The 16888-nt window shown below is 59.5% G+C and carries 20 protein-coding genes; 5 read left to right on the top strand and 15 right to left on the bottom strand.

The annotated features are described in order from the left end of the window. Nucleotides 1-430: 430 nt before the first annotated feature. Nucleotides 431-673 carry a hypothetical protein gene (locus G359_RS06350; RefSeq protein WP_045835439.1) on the bottom strand — a complete coding sequence of 81 codons (243 nt, stop codon included), beginning with the start codon at nt 671-673 and terminating at the stop codon, nt 431-433. A 205-nt stretch (nt 674-878) separates the two neighbouring features. Here G359_RS06350 and G359_RS06345 point away from each other — a divergent pair, with 205 nt between their 5' ends. After that, nucleotides 879-1268, top strand: a complete 390-nt coding sequence (locus tag G359_RS06345) for a PilZ domain-containing protein (RefSeq protein ID WP_245279946.1) — start codon at nt 879-881, stop codon at nt 1266-1268. Nucleotides 1269-1384: 116 nt separating this feature from the next. Further along, complete coding sequence (locus tag G359_RS19615; protein ID WP_052699217.1) at nt 1385-2827, top strand: tetratricopeptide repeat protein; 1443 nt, start codon at nt 1385-1387, stop codon at nt 2825-2827. A gap of 20 nt (nt 2828-2847) precedes the next feature. Here the strand turns inward: G359_RS19615 and G359_RS06335 are convergent, their stop codons facing one another. From G359_RS06335 to G359_RS06305, 7 genes are all read right to left on the bottom strand, one after another. Next, complete coding sequence (locus G359_RS06335; protein WP_052699216.1) at nt 2848-3624, bottom strand: glycosyltransferase family 2 protein; 777 nt, start codon at nt 3622-3624, stop codon at nt 2848-2850. A 6-nt stretch (nt 3625-3630) separates the two neighbouring features. After that, nucleotides 3631-4875, bottom strand: coding sequence for a class I SAM-dependent methyltransferase (locus tag G359_RS06330; protein WP_045835437.1), 1245 nt, complete (start codon nt 4873-4875; stop codon nt 3631-3633). Beyond that, nucleotides 4872-5765: an NAD-dependent epimerase/dehydratase family protein gene (locus tag G359_RS06325; RefSeq protein WP_045835436.1), complete on the bottom strand. Its 894-nt coding sequence runs from the start codon at nt 5763-5765 to the stop codon at nt 4872-4874. Before G359_RS06325 ends, G359_RS06330 begins: the two co-directional genes overlap by 4 nt. Nucleotides 5766-5885: 120 nt before the next feature. After that, nucleotides 5886-6884: a cation diffusion facilitator family transporter gene (locus G359_RS06320; RefSeq protein ID WP_045835435.1), complete on the bottom strand. Its 999-nt coding sequence runs from the start codon at nt 6882-6884 to the stop codon at nt 5886-5888. 136 nt (nt 6885-7020) lie between these two features. Beyond that, nucleotides 7021-8424: a hypothetical protein gene (locus G359_RS06315; protein ID WP_045837726.1), complete on the bottom strand. Its 1404-nt coding sequence runs from the start codon at nt 8422-8424 to the stop codon at nt 7021-7023. 124 nt (nt 8425-8548) lie between these two features. Then, on the bottom strand, nt 8549-9391 hold the full coding sequence (locus G359_RS06310; protein WP_045835434.1) for a DUF1134 domain-containing protein: 843 nt from the start codon (nt 9389-9391) through the stop codon (nt 8549-8551). A 151-nt stretch (nt 9392-9542) separates the two neighbouring features. Further along, on the bottom strand, nt 9543-10397 hold the full coding sequence (locus G359_RS06305; protein WP_045835433.1) for a 3'(2'),5'-bisphosphate nucleotidase CysQ family protein: 855 nt from the start codon (nt 10395-10397) through the stop codon (nt 9543-9545). A gap of 280 nt (nt 10398-10677) precedes the next feature. Between G359_RS06305 and G359_RS06300 the strand changes: the two genes are divergently transcribed. Together G359_RS06300 and G359_RS06295 are read left to right on the top strand one after the other, a co-directional pair. Next, nucleotides 10678-11325: a histidine phosphotransferase family protein gene (locus tag G359_RS06300; protein ID WP_045835432.1), complete on the top strand. Its 648-nt coding sequence runs from the start codon at nt 10678-10680 to the stop codon at nt 11323-11325. 169 nt (nt 11326-11494) lie between these two features. Beyond that, nucleotides 11495-11863: a response regulator gene (locus G359_RS06295; protein WP_045835431.1), complete on the top strand. Its 369-nt coding sequence runs from the start codon at nt 11495-11497 to the stop codon at nt 11861-11863. A gap of 49 nt (nt 11864-11912) precedes the next feature. Here the strand turns inward: G359_RS06295 and G359_RS06290 are convergent, their stop codons facing one another. Next, nucleotides 11913-12698: a hypothetical protein gene (locus tag G359_RS06290; protein WP_045835430.1), complete on the bottom strand. Its 786-nt coding sequence runs from the start codon at nt 12696-12698 to the stop codon at nt 11913-11915. Between the two features lie 196 nt (nt 12699-12894). Then, entirely contained in the window at nt 12895-13404 is a 510-nt protein-coding gene (locus tag G359_RS20345; protein ID WP_156150685.1) for a hypothetical protein, read from the bottom strand. A gap of 92 nt (nt 13405-13496) precedes the next feature. Between G359_RS20345 and G359_RS06280 the strand changes: the two genes are divergently transcribed. Continuing rightward, nucleotides 13497-13781, top strand: coding sequence for a hypothetical protein (locus tag G359_RS06280; RefSeq protein ID WP_045835428.1), 285 nt, complete (start codon nt 13497-13499; stop codon nt 13779-13781). 105 nt (nt 13782-13886) lie between these two features. Here the strand turns inward: G359_RS06280 and G359_RS06275 are convergent, their stop codons facing one another. From G359_RS06275 to G359_RS06255, 5 genes are all read right to left on the bottom strand, one after another. Continuing rightward, on the bottom strand, nt 13887-14150 hold the full coding sequence (locus G359_RS06275; protein WP_045835427.1) for a hypothetical protein: 264 nt from the start codon (nt 14148-14150) through the stop codon (nt 13887-13889). Between the two features lie 399 nt (nt 14151-14549). Then, on the bottom strand, nt 14550-14765 hold the full coding sequence (locus G359_RS06270) for a cold-shock protein (protein ID WP_013948788.1): 216 nt from the start codon (nt 14763-14765) through the stop codon (nt 14550-14552). Between the two features lie 240 nt (nt 14766-15005). Next, entirely contained in the window at nt 15006-15848 is an 843-nt protein-coding gene (locus G359_RS06265; protein ID WP_045835426.1) for a 23S rRNA (adenine(2030)-N(6))-methyltransferase RlmJ, read from the bottom strand. Nucleotides 15849-15905: 57 nt separating this feature from the next. Beyond that, nucleotides 15906-16352, bottom strand: a complete 447-nt coding sequence (locus G359_RS06260; protein ID WP_045835425.1) for a DNA polymerase III subunit chi — start codon at nt 16350-16352, stop codon at nt 15906-15908. Nucleotides 16353-16554: 202 nt separating this feature from the next. Next, nucleotides 16555-16815 (bottom strand): hypothetical protein, encoded by a 261-nt coding sequence (locus G359_RS06255; protein WP_052699215.1) that lies wholly within the window; start codon nt 16813-16815, stop codon nt 16555-16557. Nucleotides 16816-16888: the final 73 nt, after the last annotated feature.

The following is a 16888-nucleotide window of genomic DNA, read 5'->3' as shown; positions in this document are numbered from 1 at the left end:
GCAACGTCGAACTCAGGCGCGTCCCGATTTTCAATTCCATATTCGGGAGATGTTTCAGAAGTCTCGGATACGGGTTGTCTTTCCAATCTGGACGGGCGCGGGCTCGAGCCGTTGGCTTGGGTATCAGCGGCATTTCCAGGCCTATTCTTAACAACCGGCGCGACTGACGATGCATGGCGGCTGGGCCAGGCCGCTTGCGTCACATTGCTTGTTGTCTCAGCAATTTCAGTGCATATGCGGGTAACGAGAGAGAGAAAATTTTTCATGTTTTCATTTCTCGTTCAGTCACCCGATACATTCCCTTTGAGACGACGACCGAGGCCAGAATGCTCGATTGTGCTCTGTCATAAAGATATTTGCACGGTCGCATCCCGGGAAGCACGAGCGATCACCGTCGCGCCCCAAAATCGACCGTGCCGCGCCCCGCGCACTACATCTGCCTTAGCGGCTGGTGAAAATCGTAACGGGCGAGTTCGTCCGTACCCTGTCGATAGTCGCGATCTTCCGCTGCCTTGATGGTGTGGCGGCTGACGACTTGCGATAGCTCCTGGATAGTACGTTTGCGCGCCGCGCCGGTTACGGCCAGCACGGTGAGAATCTCCTGAATTAATTGCTCCTCGACGGCGGCGTCCTGCCGGTATGCCTCAAGAACTGCCTCAAGCTCTGGTCGCATGTAATTCTCCTCGAATCGCTCGTATTAATCTTAATTAACTAGTGCCTTGCGGAAAAATGCAAGATTGCTCGTATTTGGCATTATTATCAGCTGTAGAAGGTGTTTTTCGTGCGCCTTTTCACGTCCGTCGCAACCTTCCGATAACACTTAAATAGTACCTTGGGATCATGTTTGCGTTAATTTAGAGCGGTGGCGGATGCGGCCTGTGGCCTTGGCTAGAATTTTTTTGCGCAGGCGTGACGATCGCCAGCGGGTGAGCTTTACTGCGATCCTGGAATGCCGCGGCGTCGCGCAGAATGTGCAGGTCGTCGATTTTTCCATTTCCGGACTTCGGGTCGATGGCATTCAGGGTCTTGCCGCCGGAGATCCCATCGAGATCTCTTTCACCCCCGACATGTTGCTGACTGGCGAGATCGTTTGGTCCGTTTGGCACAAGGCAGGGATCAAGCTTCTGCCGCCCCTCGACGAGGCGCACCCGGCGTACCTCTTCCTATCTGAGCAGGCGTCCGCTCTGGAACAATTACGTGTTCGGGCGATTTCGGCGCTTGCAAATCGCGCTCGCAGCGCGGACCGTTCCGGTGAGGGATCGCCTTAAGCCGGCTCTCCGCGGGCGACAGTCTCGCGCAGGGTTACCCATCTAAATCGGACATGCGCTCGGCGGCTCCGCTTTTCGGGGGAGTCTTGCTTGATTGCGCTAGTCCGGAGAATTCGATGGCAACGAACCAATGGCCTTCGCTGTCCGATCTGATCGATGATGAATCGGATCGCGCCGATGGCCCTCAGAGCGACGTCGCTCCGTTCGATCCTTACACGGCTTCGGCCACGGAATTGCTGCTTCATGGGTTGCAGATCGCTCGCCTGGGCGAGCTTGATGTTGCTGCGGAGCTCTTCGCCAAGGCGATCGTGAAAGAGCCCGACTCGGCCGATGCGTATGAGGCTTTGGCGACGGTTCTCATTCCACTCGGCAAGCTCGAATTTGCGGCGCGCGCCAAAGGCAAAGCCATCAGCCTCGGTTACAATTCCGCTTCGTCGTGGGAAATGCTCGGCGACATTTTCGTCAAGCTCGGACAGTTCGAGGGTGCCGTCGAAGCCTTCAGCTCAGCGTTGGAACTCGATCCGTCCGCGCCTTTGGTTCAGAGCAAGCTGCAAAACGCCGTTGCGCGGCGTTCGGGCGGTCAAACGGCGCCGGCGACCGTCGCGCCTTTGCCGACAGTTAAACCCGCGGCGCGCCCGGATGCGGACCTGTTCGAACTGGATTTCCTAAGCACGGACCTCATCCCTCCGGCTTGGCGACGCGTCAGCCTCGTCACGATCTCGCCCGATGGCAATCCGCATTCGGCTGGATTCGACGATCTCGCTCTGGGCTTCGAGAGCGGCCTCAGGTCACTTGGCGTGGAGGTCGAGCGCAAGACCAATGCGCTGCATGCATCGGGCATCAATCTGCTTCTCGGCGCGCATCTTATCGACTCGCAGGAACTCGCGGACCGGGTTCCGCTGAACACGGTAATCGTCAATCTCGAGCAGGTCGCAGGGTTCGACGTACGCTCGCGGCCAATTTATCTCAGCCTCCTACGTCGTCTCGCGGTTTGGGATTACAGCGTTCGCAACATCCATGAACTGCGGCGGCTCACGGGCAGCCCGTATGTCCGCCATGTCAGTATCGGATATGCGCCGGAGCTGACGCGCGATCTGCCCCCTTCCGCACAGCCGATCGACGTTCTCTTCTACGGCAGTACAAACCCTCGCCGTCAGGCGGTTCTTGCAGCGCTCGGTGCAGCTGGTCTCAACGTGAAGCATCTCTTCAACGTTTATGGAGACGCGCGCGACCGGGCGATTGCGGACGCAAAAGTCGTTCTCAACATGCACTTCTATGAGGACAGCATTCACGAGATCGTCCGGACCTCGTATCTGCTCGCGAACCGTAAAGCTGTCGTAACCGAATGCGGTCCTCGGACGGAGATCGACGAGGATATCAAAAGCGCGATGCTGTCGGTGCCGTACGAGGATCTCGTTTCGAGCTGCGTTGCACTCGTTCGCGACGAGCCGCGTCGCCGGGAACTTGAACGGCGCGCGTTCGAAGTGTTCGCGAAACGCGATCAGGCAAAAATATTGCGCGAGACGATTGCAGCGACGGTCATGCCGAGCGCCGGTTAGCTATCGTAATGTGAAAGAAATCAAGCGGCGTTACGTAATACGCCGCTCAGGGCTGCGAGCTTCGACCAGCGTCCATCGAGTTCGGCAATGTCGGCCTGATGCTGCGCACCGAAACCGTTTTTGATGTCGAAGCTGTCGCGCTTTGACGAAATCTGCAGTTTTCGGGCCTTGAAGGCATTCGACCACGGACTGAACCCGTACCATCTGATTGATCCGAGGTCGCGACTGCCGTTGCATTGGCGCGGCAAATGCGATGAATGCCGGCCGGGCGTATACGCTCCGATCGTGTAGCGATGATAGAGCCTGCTGCGGGTCGGAAATGTCAGGCCCGGGATGGCCAAAGACGCGAAGTCGATCTCGTCTTCCCAAATACCCGTTGCCTTTTGCTCGACCAACGGCCGCAACGGATCGGCGGGATTCTGCGGATCGGTATCGACCATCACGGCGCCTGGCAGGCAGACGCCCGTCAGGTCGTGCTGGGTCATAAGGCGCTCCATCTTATCCAATCCTGGAGCGACAAAAAATTCGGTGGTGTTGAGCGCTAATTTCCACGCGTCCGGGAAACGCTGCTCATGCTTCATCACTTCGAAATCGCAGAGAAGCGCTGCAAACGTGGCGTTTTCCGAGGGGACGATTTCCCAATGGGGCACCAGTTCGCGGCAGATTTCAACGGACGCGTCCGTGGAATGATAATCGATCAGCACGCCGTGATCGAAGATCTCACGATGATGGCGAAGCCACCAAGGGAGCAGATAAGCCTCGTTGAAGAAGTGGGAGATGACGACCCGCTTCGGCATGCCGTCTCACCCGATCTCACGAAGCTGCGGAAAATAGATTATGAATTTCGGCGAAGCGCCCGCGCTTTGCTGCCTGATCTTCCGGATGAGCTCATCCGCAAAGTTCCAGGCTCCGATCAGAAACGTCGTGTCGCCAGCGATATCAGCTGCTTTGCTGAATGGCTGGATCGCATGCTCGGTGCCCGGAATGGTCAAGCCGACCTTCAGCGCCGCTTCGTCGAGGTAGACGTCAGGGACAATGCCAGCAGCGCGGACGAAGGTCAGCGCTTTCGCCGCAACGCCAACGAGAGCGATTTTACGGCCTGATGCCTGATGCTGATTGACGACTTCCGCTGCGGCGCTCATCGCGCCCTTCGCGCCGTCGGCAAATGTCGCGTACGCGCTCAGGACCTCGTCGCCGGAGAGATCGCGAGACAGCGACGGCGGTGTCGGCGACGGCCACGCGACGGTGAAAGGCTCGCCGCCCTCGAAAGCGAAGGGCGGGGACGCATCGTCCGATCTTCTGAGGAAAGAAAGCAGGCTCACGCCATGCACAGAGGTGAGCTGAGACGCCTCGACTCGCAAGCCGCAGATCTCGGCGAGGCGGGCCATCGAAGCGACAGTGTAGAATGAATAATGCTCATGATAGACGGTATCGAATTCGCCATTGGCGATCATCAACGCTTGGCTCGTCTGAATGATCGCAATGCCGCCCGGAGCCAAGCATTCGCGCACACCGCGCATGAACGTCGCCGGGTCTGGCGTGTGGGCCGCGACGTTCATCGCGATGATGATATCGAATTGCCCTTCGGGCCGCGCGGCAGGAAAGAAGCCGGTGACGACTTTTCGCCCGGCGGCGGTGGCGATCTTATTGAGGTTTTCTGCGGGATCGACGCCCACGGCGTCGAAGCCTCGCGCTTCCAGGCATCCCAAGAGGCTGCCGTCGTTGGAAGCAATCTCCAGAACGCGGGCGCCGGGCTTGCTCGCGCGCAGCAACGTATCGGCGAACCATTCGAAGTAAGCCTTGAGCGTTCCGCTCGTTCCGCTCGCGTAGAGATAATGCTTGAACAGCTTAGCCGGATCGACGAAGTGCGTGAGCTGTCCGTGCGTGCAATCGGGGCAAATCGCAAAACCTAATGGAAACGCTTCGTGCGCCTCGTCAGGATCTGCGAGCAGCTGATTAGCGGGCGGCTGAACGTCCAAGTCGAGCAAGGGCTTCACCAGCCCATTGCAAACGATGCAGGTACGCTGTGGTTCGCAATCTACCGTCATGATGCTGCTTTTAACTCGGGGCGATAGCTTGCGCTGAAACGCTCGCAGCGTTCGGCAATGCCGATGGCGCGCGCCGCGCCGCACAGCGACTGGATCTTCTGACAATTCATCTGGAATGAGTACGTCAGCGCGTTGCCGTGATCGACCACGGGCACACCATGGAATGCTGCGATGCTGTCGGCGAGCTGACCGATGCTGATGTTGAGCGAACCGGTGTTCAGGATCGGCGGAAGATCATCGCGAAGCTCGATGAGCCTCAAGACGTAATGAGCCAGATCTTCGAGGAAGAGGATGTTGCGATAGGAGCGCCTATTGCGGACTTGAACACAGCCATCGCGCATCGCGGCGATATTCATCGCATTGAAGATCAGCTCGGGGCGCAGGAAGGGGCTCATGCCGCACACCGTGCCGAGGCGAATTCCGGTTATCGCGTTCGCGAAGCAACGGGCGAGCGCGTCCATCGAGACCTTCGAGCAGTCGTAGGGATTGACCGGGTCGAGCCGGGTCTCGGATTCGTCGAGCGACGGCGGCGCTATGCCATTCTCCGACATCATCACCGAATAGACGCTCGCGGTGCTGGCGTAGATCAATCGCGCATTGAGCTGTTTGCGGCGCGCGAAATGGAGAAGGTCGAGGCAGTTGTTGGCGAGGGCGCCGTCGGGGTCACTGAGCGACATCGGGACGCTCGAATGCCCTGCGAACCACAGGATGACATTGAAATCGGCGAGATCCGCTATCGTCAGTTCCTGATAGCGGCAGCGCATGGCGTTCGGCACGCCCGCGAGACGCTCGACGTTTTGGTCGCAAACAGAAACGTCAAGTCCGGCTTGAGCCAGGACCGGTAACAAGTAGCTGCCTACGTAGCCATGGCCGACAAGAAGTATTTTCACGTCTCACCCCAACAGCTCGCAGAATAGTTGATCTGTTTCAGGTTTGGCTTGCGCGTGCCTTGAGACGATTACCGGCTCACCGCATCTACGGATCAATTGGGGAAGGTGCTGGGATGGGTATCAAGCGTGCGCATGATGGCCAGCCACAGCGGTGCAGCCTGCGCCAAGGCCACACGGGGCATCGCCGCTCACCTCGAACTGGAACGTCGCGTGGCGGATCTCGAATTCGTCGTGCAGCATTTTCGTCGCCGTTTCGATGAACGCGTCGCCGGGGTGGCCATCGGGCATGACCAGATGGCAGGTCAACGCCGTTGCCGTCGTGCTCATCGGCCAGATGTGGAGATCGTGGATGCTGACGACGCCGGGCAGCTCCAGAAGTCGCAGTTGCACTTTTGCGACATCGATGGTGACCGGCACGCCCTGCATCGCAAGGTGCATGGAATCCTTCAGAAGTCCCCACGTGCTCCAGACGATGACGACGGCGATGATGAGACTGACGACGGGATCGAGCCAATTCCATCCCGTGAGGACCACCGCTACGCCGGCGACGACGACACCGAGCGAAACGCCCGTGTCCGCCATCATGTGCAGATAGGCGCCCCGAATATTGACGTCGCGTTCGCTGCCTGAAACGAACAGCCAAGCGGTGAATCCGTTGATCACGATTCCAACGGCGGCGACGGCGATCATCATGCCGCCTGCTACGGGCTCCGGTGTGATCAGGCGCTGGCTGGCTTCGAGCACAATTGCGCCGACGGCCACGAGAAGCAGAACCGCGTTGGCGAGTGCGGCCAATATCGTCGATGATCCGAAGCCGTAGGTGAAGCGCGGCGTGGGCCGGCGCTTTACGAGGACGCTCGCGCCCCAGGCCATCAGGAGGCCCAGGACGTCACCGAAGTTGTGACCCGCGTCGGCGACAAGCGCCATCGAGTTGGCGAGGAACCCGGCTATGACCTCGACGAGAACGAAGCCGAGGTTCAGAGCCGTTCCCAGCGCGAATGCGAACCCGAAATCCTTCGGCACATGACTGTGGCTGTGGCTATGACTGTGGTTATGGCCGTGAGCCCCGTGATCATGGTCAGCGCTGTGATCGTCGTGCCGGTGTTGGACTTCAGTCATAATCCGCCGCGTAATGAGAGGTTACAGGTTCAACGTACTGCCTCAGCCGATACCATAAGATGGGAACTGCGGGCGGCAAGGCAATGTTTGGAAACGCTATGCCCCTTGCTAGCGATCCCTTTCCTTTCGCCGACAGCTAGCGCTTATCGATGCCGCTAATGCGCTCGAGAAGGCGGGGACGGTGCGGCGGGGTTGCGGGACTAGCACTCTGGTCTGCTTCACTGGCCGGTAATGACGGCGGCTTGTCCGCGGCTGCGTCACCCGGTGCGCCCGCACCATTGCTGTTCAAAGCGCGCAGATACGATCCCGGCCGCTGCTGATCGGGTGTTTCCGCCCCGTGATCATTTGAGGCGACCGCCGGGCGCGGTCCGCGCGGAGACGAAATGCGTTCCGCGAGCGAGGGCCGCGGCGAACCGGCCTTATCGGCTGACGGTTCCGCAACCGGCTCCGGATTTATCCGCCGAAGCTCTTCGTGGAAGCGAAGGGCCTGCCGCGACAGACGTTCCTGGCCAGAAGCGATCTCGGCACGAAGCTCGGTGATGATGCGGCGCTGATTTTCGAGCTCGGCCTGCAGTGCGCTGAGATCCGCTTTATCCGCCAGGCCTCGCGGCTCAGCGTCCTTCTCCTCGTAGACTTTGAGCGCGGCCTTGAGCTTCGCCATCTCGGTCGACTTCGCATCGACAGCCGACTGAAGATCGGCAATGCGATCTTCGAGCGCCATTTTTTCCGCGTCATCGCCGCCGATCGAAGACTTAAGCGAGGCCAACTCGGCCTCCGTCTTGGCGAGGGTCAGCAGCAACCGCTTAATTTCCGCATTCTGCTCGTCGCGCTCGGGAGCCGATTGAGCAACCGCGGCGGCGCCCTTCAGGCGTTCAATCAGAGCGGCCTGTTCGCGCGTCTTCTCGCGCATGGCTTCAAGTTCGGTGCGAAGAGCGACGTCGCTATCAGCGATTGCGCCAGCCGAACCGGCGCGATTGCGAACCGCTCGCGTTTCGAGCGCCGTGCGCAACTGAGCGAGTTCTCTTTCGCGTTGCTTGTTGAGCTGGGTTGCTTCCTCGAGCGCCGCGGCCTGCTTGGCACTCGTCGCGGACAACGTCTTGATCTCTCGGTCGCGCGTGGCCAGCAGCTTTCGCGTCTCGACGAGACGCTGCTCAACCTTCGGCAATCTGTCGAGGATGGCCTGCTCGAGAACGCGGCGAGCATTTTCATGCTCCTCGACGCTCATCTTCTGATCGGCGATCGACTCGGACAGTTCCTGGATCTTGGCGTCGCGGCGATTGACCTCGACCCTTTGGCGCGCGGCCGTCAGGCTCGCTTCCTCGAGCTTGGATTCGAGGCGGTGCACTTCCATCGCGAAGTCAGCGCGCAGGCGGTCTTTGTCGGCGCGAATTTCGGCTTCGGTGAGCGGGAGCGTCCGTTTCAATGCTTCGGAGGTAAAGCGTTCGACGCGCCGCCTGTAGGCAGGCAAAAGCACAACCACGATCAGGGCCGCGATTAGAAAGCCCAGCATCACGAGCATCGCGGCAGAAAGGGTTATCAAGAAAACTCGCCCTGAATTGAAAAGCTTCTCGGCCCCCGCCGATGGCAACAATTTCTAACCGGCAGAAAAGCCCACTTTTGGGCCTCGCTACCATGCCAAACCCGTACTGAGCTGGCCGCGGCCATCAGAATGGGTTCCAGGTTGGGCTCCTTGTATACTTCAAATAGCCGACATTGGCACCCAGCCGAAGGCCTACTCCAGCCCTAATTGGGGCTAAGGAGACGTGGCCGGACTTCTGGAACTGTACGCTAACGCCGCCTACGAGGTAGGCACTTCCCTCGACGCCACCGAAACGATCAAAAATGTCGTTTGGGTCTCGGAGGTTATAAACCAGCGTCATGACTTTAGAGCCGTCGGCGCCAAAATCATAGCCGACCGAAGGACCTTGCCAGTAGACCCGGAAGGAACCGGCGTCCTTCGTGTAAAGGGTGCCCTCGCCATAAGCCAGACCGGCAACGAAGGCGCCGGCTGCGTCCTCTCCCAGGATGTAGCCATTGGGCCTGCCGGCCTTCTGGAAGGCCCATTCGACGGCTGACGCCAGTCCACCGCTGACCTTGCCGAAGAAGTGGTTCCCGGCACGGATGATTTCATCTTCCGAATATGTGTCTCGCTCGGGAGGACCGGGCTCGTAGCCGCGGCCTGCGCTTTCGGGAGGCGGCGCGTAAGGCGCGCCGTAGCCGCCGGGATCGCCACCCTGATCACGCGGACCGTTGTAGGGGCCATAGGGATCTCCGCCTGCGGAGTTTCGCGGCGGCGGGGCGTAGTTGTTGTCCGGTGGCGGCGGCGGAGCTGTGCGGTATGAGTCGACGCCGCTTTGGCCGGTGTAAGTGTCCGCCGGCGGCCGATAGGCGTCATCCTGCGCGTCGGCGGTCGAGCCTCCGACGAAAAAGCACGCAGCTAAGCTGAAGATCGATGCGTAGGCCGCACCTTTTATTCGCGTTGTTCTATCGAAGCCGCGGCGCCGCATCGGCGTGACCCCTCATTGTTCTTATTCGACGAGACCCTCGTCCGGCCATCGCACGCGATTCGTGCAGCCCACCTAGGGCCGAGCGAGTGTTCGCCTTCTATTTTACAGATTCGCCGCCATGTGTTGCTAAAGTATGGCCAATTCGCGTTGCCTATGCGCTTGGCGCGGGCATTCCGGCCTCACCGCCGCGCCACAATGGCTGGCGTCCCCAGGCGACGAAATAGGGGTTGCGATAGCCGCGCTCGAAATGCCCGTAGGTCAACTGCGTTCCGTCGATTTTCGCGACCGTGCCGCCCGCGGCCTCGAGGATTGCTTGGCCGGCGGCCGTATCCCATTCGTATGTTTCGCCAAATCGCGCGTAGAGATCGCCCTCGCCTGCTGCGATCAGGCAGAATTTCATGGACGAGCCGAGCGGCCTTGCGTCCTGCACCTTGAGCGTCGTCAGGAGGCTGGAGCTGGCGTTCCCGGTGCCGCGGCTATTGAAGGCGACCAGCGCAGCCGGATCAGGCTTGCGTGTCGCCAGACGTTTGAACTTCAACGCGGCGAAAGGCGTTTCTTCTTGCTGAGAAAGGCGAGCCTCGTAGGACGCGCCATCCGACCTCGTCACAAACAGCCGTTCGGACGGAGGCAGATAGATCAAGCCAAATCGCGTCTTTCCGTCTTCGACGAGAGCAATGTTGATCGAAAACTCGGGCTTGCCGCGAATGAACAGCCGCGTTCCGTCAAGCGCGTCGACAAGGAAGAAGAGCTTGGCATATTCGCAGACGCCGCCTGCTGCGATTTGCTCTTCGGCCACGACAGGCACATCAGGCGCAACTTGAGCGAGCGCCGCCAGAAGAACGTCCTCGGCCTCTTGATCGGCGACCGTTACGGGTGACCTGTCGGCTTTCTGTTCGAACTTTACGCCGTTGGTGAAATGCGCCATCTCAAGCCGTCCGGCCGTGCGAACAGCCGGGAGCAAGGCAGCGATCAGAGCATCGTGATCGTTGACGTCGATTGGCGACATCGCGAAGCTAACCCCAGTTCGAATCAGTTTGCACGGAGCGAGCCCGCGATACGAATACGTCTTCCGCACCGCAGTTCTTACCGTGGCGCGTAAGACCCATGTCTTCCATGAAAATCCGGGCCTCGAGAGCCCATTGGCCGCGAGACTTGGCAACCGTCATTCGGCGCATGTATCAGAGCACAGGGCATTATCGCAAGCGGCCCCCGTCGGTTCGCGTCGCGCTGTCGCGCTTGAGCTGCCGCACGCTCTCGATAGGGAGCATCTCAGAAAAGGGCTACTAATGAACCAGCGCGTTCCGCCGTCAGATCTTGAACTCGCCGCAATGATCTCGAGCAAGATCTGTCACGACATCATCAATCCGGTCGGCGCTATCTTCAACGGACTGGAAATCCTTGACGAGGAGGACGACGAACAGGCGAAAAGCTACGCGCTGAACGTCATTCGCAACGTAACGGAGCAGGCCTCCGCGCGGTTGGAATTTGCGCGCTTCGCTTTCGGTGCCGCCGGATCGGCCGGCAGCATGATCGACCTCGCCACTGCGGAAAAGATTTCGCGCGGCTTCGTCAGCATCACGCAGGGCAAGCACAAGCTGATCTGGCGCGGCGCTCCAGGCCTCGTCGCCAAGGACAAGGTGAAGCTGCTTCTCAATCTCATCGCCTCTGCCGTGACGGCTTTGCCGCGCGGAGGTGAGATCGATGTTTCGATCGGCGGCTCGTTCGAGCAGCCGACGTTCCTTATCCGTTGCAAGGGCACGGCTGCGCGGCCGCCGCAATATCTGACGGATTTCGTCGCCGGCAAGCCGCTGGCGCTCGATGCGATCACAATCCAGGCCTACTACACGTGGCGCATTGCGCCGTCGGCTGGCATGCGGCTCGAGATCCTGAAGGACGGCGCGGACATTCTTCTCGTCGCGAAACCAGCGGGCTAAGGCTCGGTGAGGCCGAACAGGGCGCGATCGGCAACGATCGCGTCCGCATTCTGCCATACGTCTTAATCGCACCTTAATATTTTACGGGCAGTTTTCAGAACATCGTCCGATTGTTCTGGTCGCCTTGCTGTCGGTTGGTGCAGCACTCTGCTTGCGAGACGCCCTTCTCATGCTCCACTGCTTCGTCATCGATGATTCAGAGATCATCAGAAAATACACTCGGCTGATCTTCGAGAACTTGGGCTTTCGCGTCAGTGAAGCCGACAGCCCCATCGCGGCGATGGAGCGGCTGAGGTCGGAAGCGCCCGATTATATCCTGCTCGATTGGCGCATGCCGGGCTCGAATAGTTTAGAGCTTCTCGGGAAAATACGCGCCTTGCCGCTCAGCGTTCGGCCTTACATCATTTATCTGGTCACGGAAAACGATCCGCACGAAATCCAGCGAGCACTCACACACGGTGCCGACAATTTCCTCTTGAAACCGTTCAATCGGCAGATCGTCGAAATGAAGCTTCTCGAAATTCAAACCGCCGCTTGACCAAGCGGCGGTTTGAAAAATTTGAGGCGTTCTCGTTCAGCGCTTGGCCTTACTTGGCGTCGTCGGCGCCGTCCTGAGGCGGCAGAGGCGTCGGATATCCGGCATCGTCCGCATCCGCCTTGGCGGGCGCAGCAGCCGGTGCATCGACAGCGGCCTTCTGCGTCTTATGTTTCACGGGCTTTGCCGGAACATCGGCTAACGAACCCGTCTCAACCTTGCTTGTCGTATTGATCGGCTTGACGGTCGCTTCGGACGGGGTTGCCTCGCTGCTCTGAGCTGGCGCCGTGGCAACCTGCTTCTTCTCTTCCGTCTTTTTCGCCTTGTGAGCGAGGAGCGACTTCGGATCAGGCACTGACTGAGCGGCCGTCTTGTGAGCTACGGGTGCTGCAGGCGTTGCAGTGTCCGCGTGGGCCGCTTCCTTCGTCACGCTTTTCTTTGCGGGCTTTTCCTCGGCAGGCGCGGTGTCGGCTGCGGTCTTCTTCGCAGGCTCGGGATCGTCCACTGCGGACTGTTCGGAACTCGGAAGCGTCGAGCCGCCCCAGCACACGGTCGCTTCCGCGGTGCAGGTGTGCTCATCGAAAACGATGAAGTTCAAAAACATCTCGCACGAGACGCTCTTCTTGCCGGTGCGATAATCGCTGACGCCGCGCTCCGTCATCTTCGACTGGATGAGCTTGTCGAGAAGCTCCTTCGCGTCTTTGGTCGGGCCGTCCTTGCCGTAGTCGTTGACCGTGAACCCGTAGCGCTTGCACTCCGCACTTGCCGAAACTGTTGTTGCAACAGCGAAGGTCGCGGCCAATGCGAATGCCGAAACGAGTTTGACCGAGAAGCGCATAACGTAATTCTCCCTCAAAGCCCCACCTTGAGATCAGGCTGACTTTCTATTGTCAGCACAATGGCAAGACGAGGGCGAGTGGCGCATCGGCATCAGTTGACAGGTTTGACAGCCGATGCGGGGAGAATTCACAGAATCCCGTCCGCCAGTGTGGTCAGACGGCAATTATGCTCAGGAAAACCAATGCTCTAGGTGGTCAGTGCATGTAGGGCGAGTTGCCGCCCCAGATGCTGCCCACGCCCGAATCGAAAAAGAAGCTGTTGTCGAACGGGCCAGCGATCGTCTGCTCCCGGAATGACGGGGGGCCGGGGGGCCGCTTTTTGCGCGCCGGGTTGCCGTAGGTGTTGACCGACTCGGACTTGTCGTACGAGTAGCCGCCGCGCTTATGACGAAGTGCATAGCCATCCGACGAAGATTGCCCATCGGCGGCAATCACGGGGGCTGCAACGCCGAAAAGCCCAACAGCGGCGACGATAGCCGAAATAATTCTGATTTTCATCGCTGTAGCCTCTCTTCGACGACGTTCACTGCGCACGCATTCATATAGCCCATAGATACTTAAATTCTTGCAGCGGGAGTTGAAGAAATGGTTGCGCGCCGCAATTGGCGCAAGGCTGTCACTTCTTGACAACGGATCGGCGAGTTTAGGCTCGACCACATGGACCCAGCTCGACGATTTATCCGGCGGGTGTGGTACGATTCCCACTACTGGAGCGCTTTCATGCGCAAGGCTTTGCCGATAAGGAAAACTTTGCGGGTCTTTGCCGTTCGTCCCGTCGGACTCGAGGAGATTGGCGCATGGACATTGCTCTCCTGATCATTCAGCTCATCAGCGGGGCTCTCGCAGGCAATGTCGCCGGGGTTCTGCTCAAAAAGCTCAGCCTTGGAACATTCGGCAATGCGATCGCGGGGATCGTCGGCGGCGGCATCGGCGGCCAGCTTCTCGAGCTCGTGTCCCGTACCGCCGAGACCGCCGATACCCTGAACCAATCTGCGATCATCACTCAGATTCTGGGATGCGCGGTCAGCGGCGGCATTCTGACGGCGATCGTCGGCGCCGTTCGAAACGCTATGGCAAAGTGATGTGACTTGCTCAGGCAAATAAAAAACTCGCCGGCGGGCGACGCCGGCGAGTGATATTTCTGAGGGCCCGCTTTTGAAAGTCTCGCTCAGAAAGACAGTGTCAGTTCAGCCGCAAGCCTTCTGACGAGCCGTGCAATGCGGCAGGCCAATCGACGACGTATCGCACTGAACCCTGACGGCACCATGCGGTTTCCAGCCATGGTTTTCGATCGAGTGCTTGAGTGCCTGGCCAGCCATGAACTTCGCGAGGTCCTCCGTGACCATGACCGACTCGCCGCCAGCGAGAACGCAACCGGCGTAAGCCGAACTCGAAGCCATTCCGACTGTGGCTGCGAATGCGATGAGTCCTGTACGAATAAGTGTCTTCATATTTTTCAGTCTCCCCTGGACCGGTGCGTGATGCCGCCATCTGGGATCTCGCGGAAATTGCGCTTGTAAGTGCGCCTTCCGACGAGCCGCTCCCATCCCGGATACTCGGCCTTCGTCACACCATTGTTCAAAGCCTCGGGTTCGAAGCTTTCAAATGCGGAACAGGCCAAATGCTTCGAAGTGCTCCCCCGAATCGTTCGGACCGACCGCGCGCATGATAACGCCAGAGCAGGCGGAGCGCTGTTCCCCATCTGCGGCAATGCCAAGATCAAATCGCTTCGAAGTGCTGACAATCATACGTCAAAGCGACGCGGAAATTCGAACGACGATGCTCAAGCCAACACTAACTCGTCGCCGCGACCAGAGCCGCGACGTGAGCAATTCCCGTCGCAACGAACTTCAGCCGGCTCTTTGGAGATCGACGGCCTTCGGACCTTTGCCGCGTTTGTCGGGCTCGGTCTCAAATGAAATTCGCATCCCCTCATTGAGCTCACCGATGCCGGATCGCTCAACTGCAGTTACATGTACAAAAACGTCATTGCCCCCTGCGTCCGGCTTGATGAAGCCGTAGCCCTTCTGGGAATTATAAAATTTAACGGTACCTGTCTGGCGCATGCATCGTCTCCTGGCGGCCCGGCATTCGACGGAAGCTTGTTGCAAGCTTCGCATCGACACCGCGGCGGGCCTCGGAGCCGAATGTTCCCAAGCGCCTCCTGCCGGGTCGCAAAAAAACGCGCCGGTCATGTCGAACGCGTCGGGAGCTACCGTGCCGCTGCCCGCCTTAGCGTGCGGCAATTTATCCTGTAAATACGGGCACCTTGCAAGACGAAATGCTGCACAGCAACCATCTGACACTTATTGAACGGCGGAGCGCAACTCAAAGCTGGCACCGGAACCCTCCGCCAGCTGATCTTTCAGCACGGGCATGATCGTTTCGAGTTCTGCTCGAAGCGTATAGGGCGGGTTGATCACCAGAACGCCGGAGGCCGTCAGCCCAAGGCCCGCAAACGACTTCATGACAGCCAGCCTGACATCGAGGAATTCGAGGCCGGAACGCGACGTAGCCGTTGCCACGAAGCGATCCGCCGCCGCTTCGTCTTTCAAGGGATACCAGATGACGTAGGTGCCCGAAGCAAAGCGCGCCATGGCCTCGCCGACGGCGGTTGCCAGGTCGGCGAACTCGCTTCGCTCTTCGAACGGCGGATCGATCAGAACGAGACCACGCCGTTCCTTCGGCGGCAGCAACGACTTCACCGCGTGCCAGGCATCGATGTTGAGTACCGTCGTCGATTTGAAGCGGCGAAGCTCGTCCTTAAGCCGCGCGAAATCGGCGGGGTTGAGTTCGTTCGCGATCAACACGTCCTCGGGGCGCATCAGATGGCGCGCGATAAGCGGGCTTCCCGGATAATATCGAAGTTCAGCGCCATTCATTGCGCGAACCGTTTCGAGGTAGGGCGACAACAATTCGGCTGCGGGCGAAGGAAGCTCTGCATCGATCAGGCGGGCGATGCCGTCCTGCCATTCGCCGGTCTTGCTGGCTTCCGTTCCGGCGAGATCGTAGCGCCCAGCGCCACCATGCGTATCGATGACGCGAAACGGCCGCGGCTTCTGCTTCATGTACGTCAGGACGCGCGCCAGAATGACGTGCTTCAAGACATCGGCGAAGTTACCGGCGTGATAGTCGTGGTGGTAGTTCATGCTTTGACGACCGCGTTCGTGATACTCGGCAAGCCGCGCTGCGGCGGGATCACCGCGTCAGGCTTTCTGTTCCCAGCGCCCGGTTTGCGACTGCTGCCAATACGTGACGGCGCATCCCGCGGCTTTCGCAGCTTTCCATTGAGCGCGCGCGGTGGCGACGGCATCGGGATCGTGTCCGTCGAATACATAGACAAACCGTTCGGCTCCCTTGAACTCGCGCGCTTCGGCGCCATCGACGAGAAATCGCACGCCGGCGCCGTTCGGTGTCTCGTCGGTCAGCGTCAAATAAACCGGCTGCTCACTCGCATGGCCTATGCGGGCGGTCCCGTGCGGCAGAAAGCTGTCGTCGGCGTAGGTCCACAACGCTTGATCGAGCGCTTCCAGCCGTTCCTCATTCCCGACTTGGACTACCGCGCGCCAACCGCGCGCGAGAGTCTTCTCGAGGAGGCTCGGCAGAACGCGCTCCAGAGTTTGCTGCTCGAGATGGTAGAAGAAAACGTCCATCCCGCTTGCATGGCGCACCGGACGCGAGAACGCAAGATTTTGCGGGAAGGCTGAACTCAGGTCTTGAATGGGGGCGCGGGGCACCTATCTAACCCCGTCCGGAGCGGCGCCAGTTGATGCGGCTGACGCCCGTGCGGGCGGTGAGCATGGCGGCCCTTCATGGTGCCCCTCGCTCCCGCCCGCTGCGATCTTCTTTCAGATTTTACTTCTTCAGATATTTCGCCGGGACTTCGCCCGCGTCGATCAGTGCCGTCACGCAGGTATGCGTCAGGCCTTTTCTGTTGCTCTCAATGCAGCGCCGAAGTTCGACGCTGTCGGGAGAATACTGAGAACAGAAATTCTGATAGTCACCCGCGCAAGCCTGGCGGACTTTCGCGGTGTAGGCAGCCGCAGCCGCGCCAGCGAAAACTGCAGTGCCTGCTGCCAAAACAACTGACATCAGGGCCGCATCAAACTTTCTCATTCGTCGATCCTCGAAGTTTCGTGGTTGGCGTCCTCTACGCGAACGAACTTGATTCGAAAATTAACTTTTTTCC

Source organism: Hyphomicrobium sp. 99 (genome assembly GCF_000384335.2).
In the GTDB taxonomy this organism is placed as follows: domain Bacteria; phylum Pseudomonadota; class Alphaproteobacteria; order Rhizobiales; family Hyphomicrobiaceae; genus Hyphomicrobium_B.
Note: the sequence above shows the minus strand (reverse complement) of the source record. Positions and strands in the feature narration are given on the sequence as shown.

Bases quoted from the DNA above. Each gene is read 5' to 3' on its own strand.
- G359_RS06290 (WP_045835430.1), bottom strand. From the start codon at position 12,698: ATGCGCTTCTCGGTCAAACTCGTTTCGGCATTCGCATTGGCCGCGACC.
- G359_RS19615 (WP_052699217.1), top strand. From the start codon at position 1,385: ATGGCAACGAACCAATGGCCTTCGCTGTCCGATCTGATCGATGATGAA.
- G359_RS06275 (WP_045835427.1), bottom strand. From the start codon at position 14,150: ATGAAGACACTTATTCGTACAGGACTCATCGCATTCGCAGCCACAGTC.
- G359_RS06300 (WP_045835432.1), top strand. From the start codon at position 10,678: ATGAACCAGCGCGTTCCGCCGTCAGATCTTGAACTCGCCGCAATGATC.
- G359_RS06265 (WP_045835426.1), bottom strand. From the start codon at position 15,848: ATGAACTACCACCACGACTATCACGCCGGTAACTTCGCCGATGTCTTG.
- G359_RS06260 (WP_045835425.1), bottom strand. From the start codon at position 16,352: ATGGACGTTTTCTTCTACCATCTCGAGCAGCAAACTCTGGAGCGCGTT.
- G359_RS06350 (WP_045835439.1), bottom strand. From the start codon at position 673: ATGCGACCAGAGCTTGAGGCAGTTCTTGAGGCATACCGGCAGGACGCC.
- G359_RS06270 (WP_013948788.1), bottom strand. From the start codon at position 14,765: ATGCGCCAGACAGGTACCGTTAAATTTTATAATTCCCAGAAGGGCTAC.
- G359_RS06330 (WP_045835437.1), bottom strand. From the start codon at position 4,875: ATGACGGTAGATTGCGAACCACAGCGTACCTGCATCGTTTGCAATGGG.
- G359_RS06280 (WP_045835428.1), top strand. From the start codon at position 13,497: ATGGACATTGCTCTCCTGATCATTCAGCTCATCAGCGGGGCTCTCGCA.
- G359_RS06305 (WP_045835433.1), bottom strand. From the start codon at position 10,397: ATGTCGCCAATCGACGTCAACGATCACGATGCTCTGATCGCTGCCTTG.
- G359_RS06335 (WP_052699216.1), bottom strand. From the start codon at position 3,624: ATGCCGAAGCGGGTCGTCATCTCCCACTTCTTCAACGAGGCTTATCTG.
- G359_RS06310 (WP_045835434.1), bottom strand. From the start codon at position 9,391: ATGCGGCGCCGCGGCTTCGATAGAACAACGCGAATAAAAGGTGCGGCC.
- G359_RS06255 (WP_052699215.1), bottom strand. From the start codon at position 16,815: ATGAGAAAGTTTGATGCGGCCCTGATGTCAGTTGTTTTGGCAGCAGGC.
- G359_RS06295 (WP_045835431.1), top strand. From the start codon at position 11,495: ATGCTCCACTGCTTCGTCATCGATGATTCAGAGATCATCAGAAAATAC.
- G359_RS06320 (WP_045835435.1), bottom strand. From the start codon at position 6,884: ATGACTGAAGTCCAACACCGGCACGACGATCACAGCGCTGACCATGAT.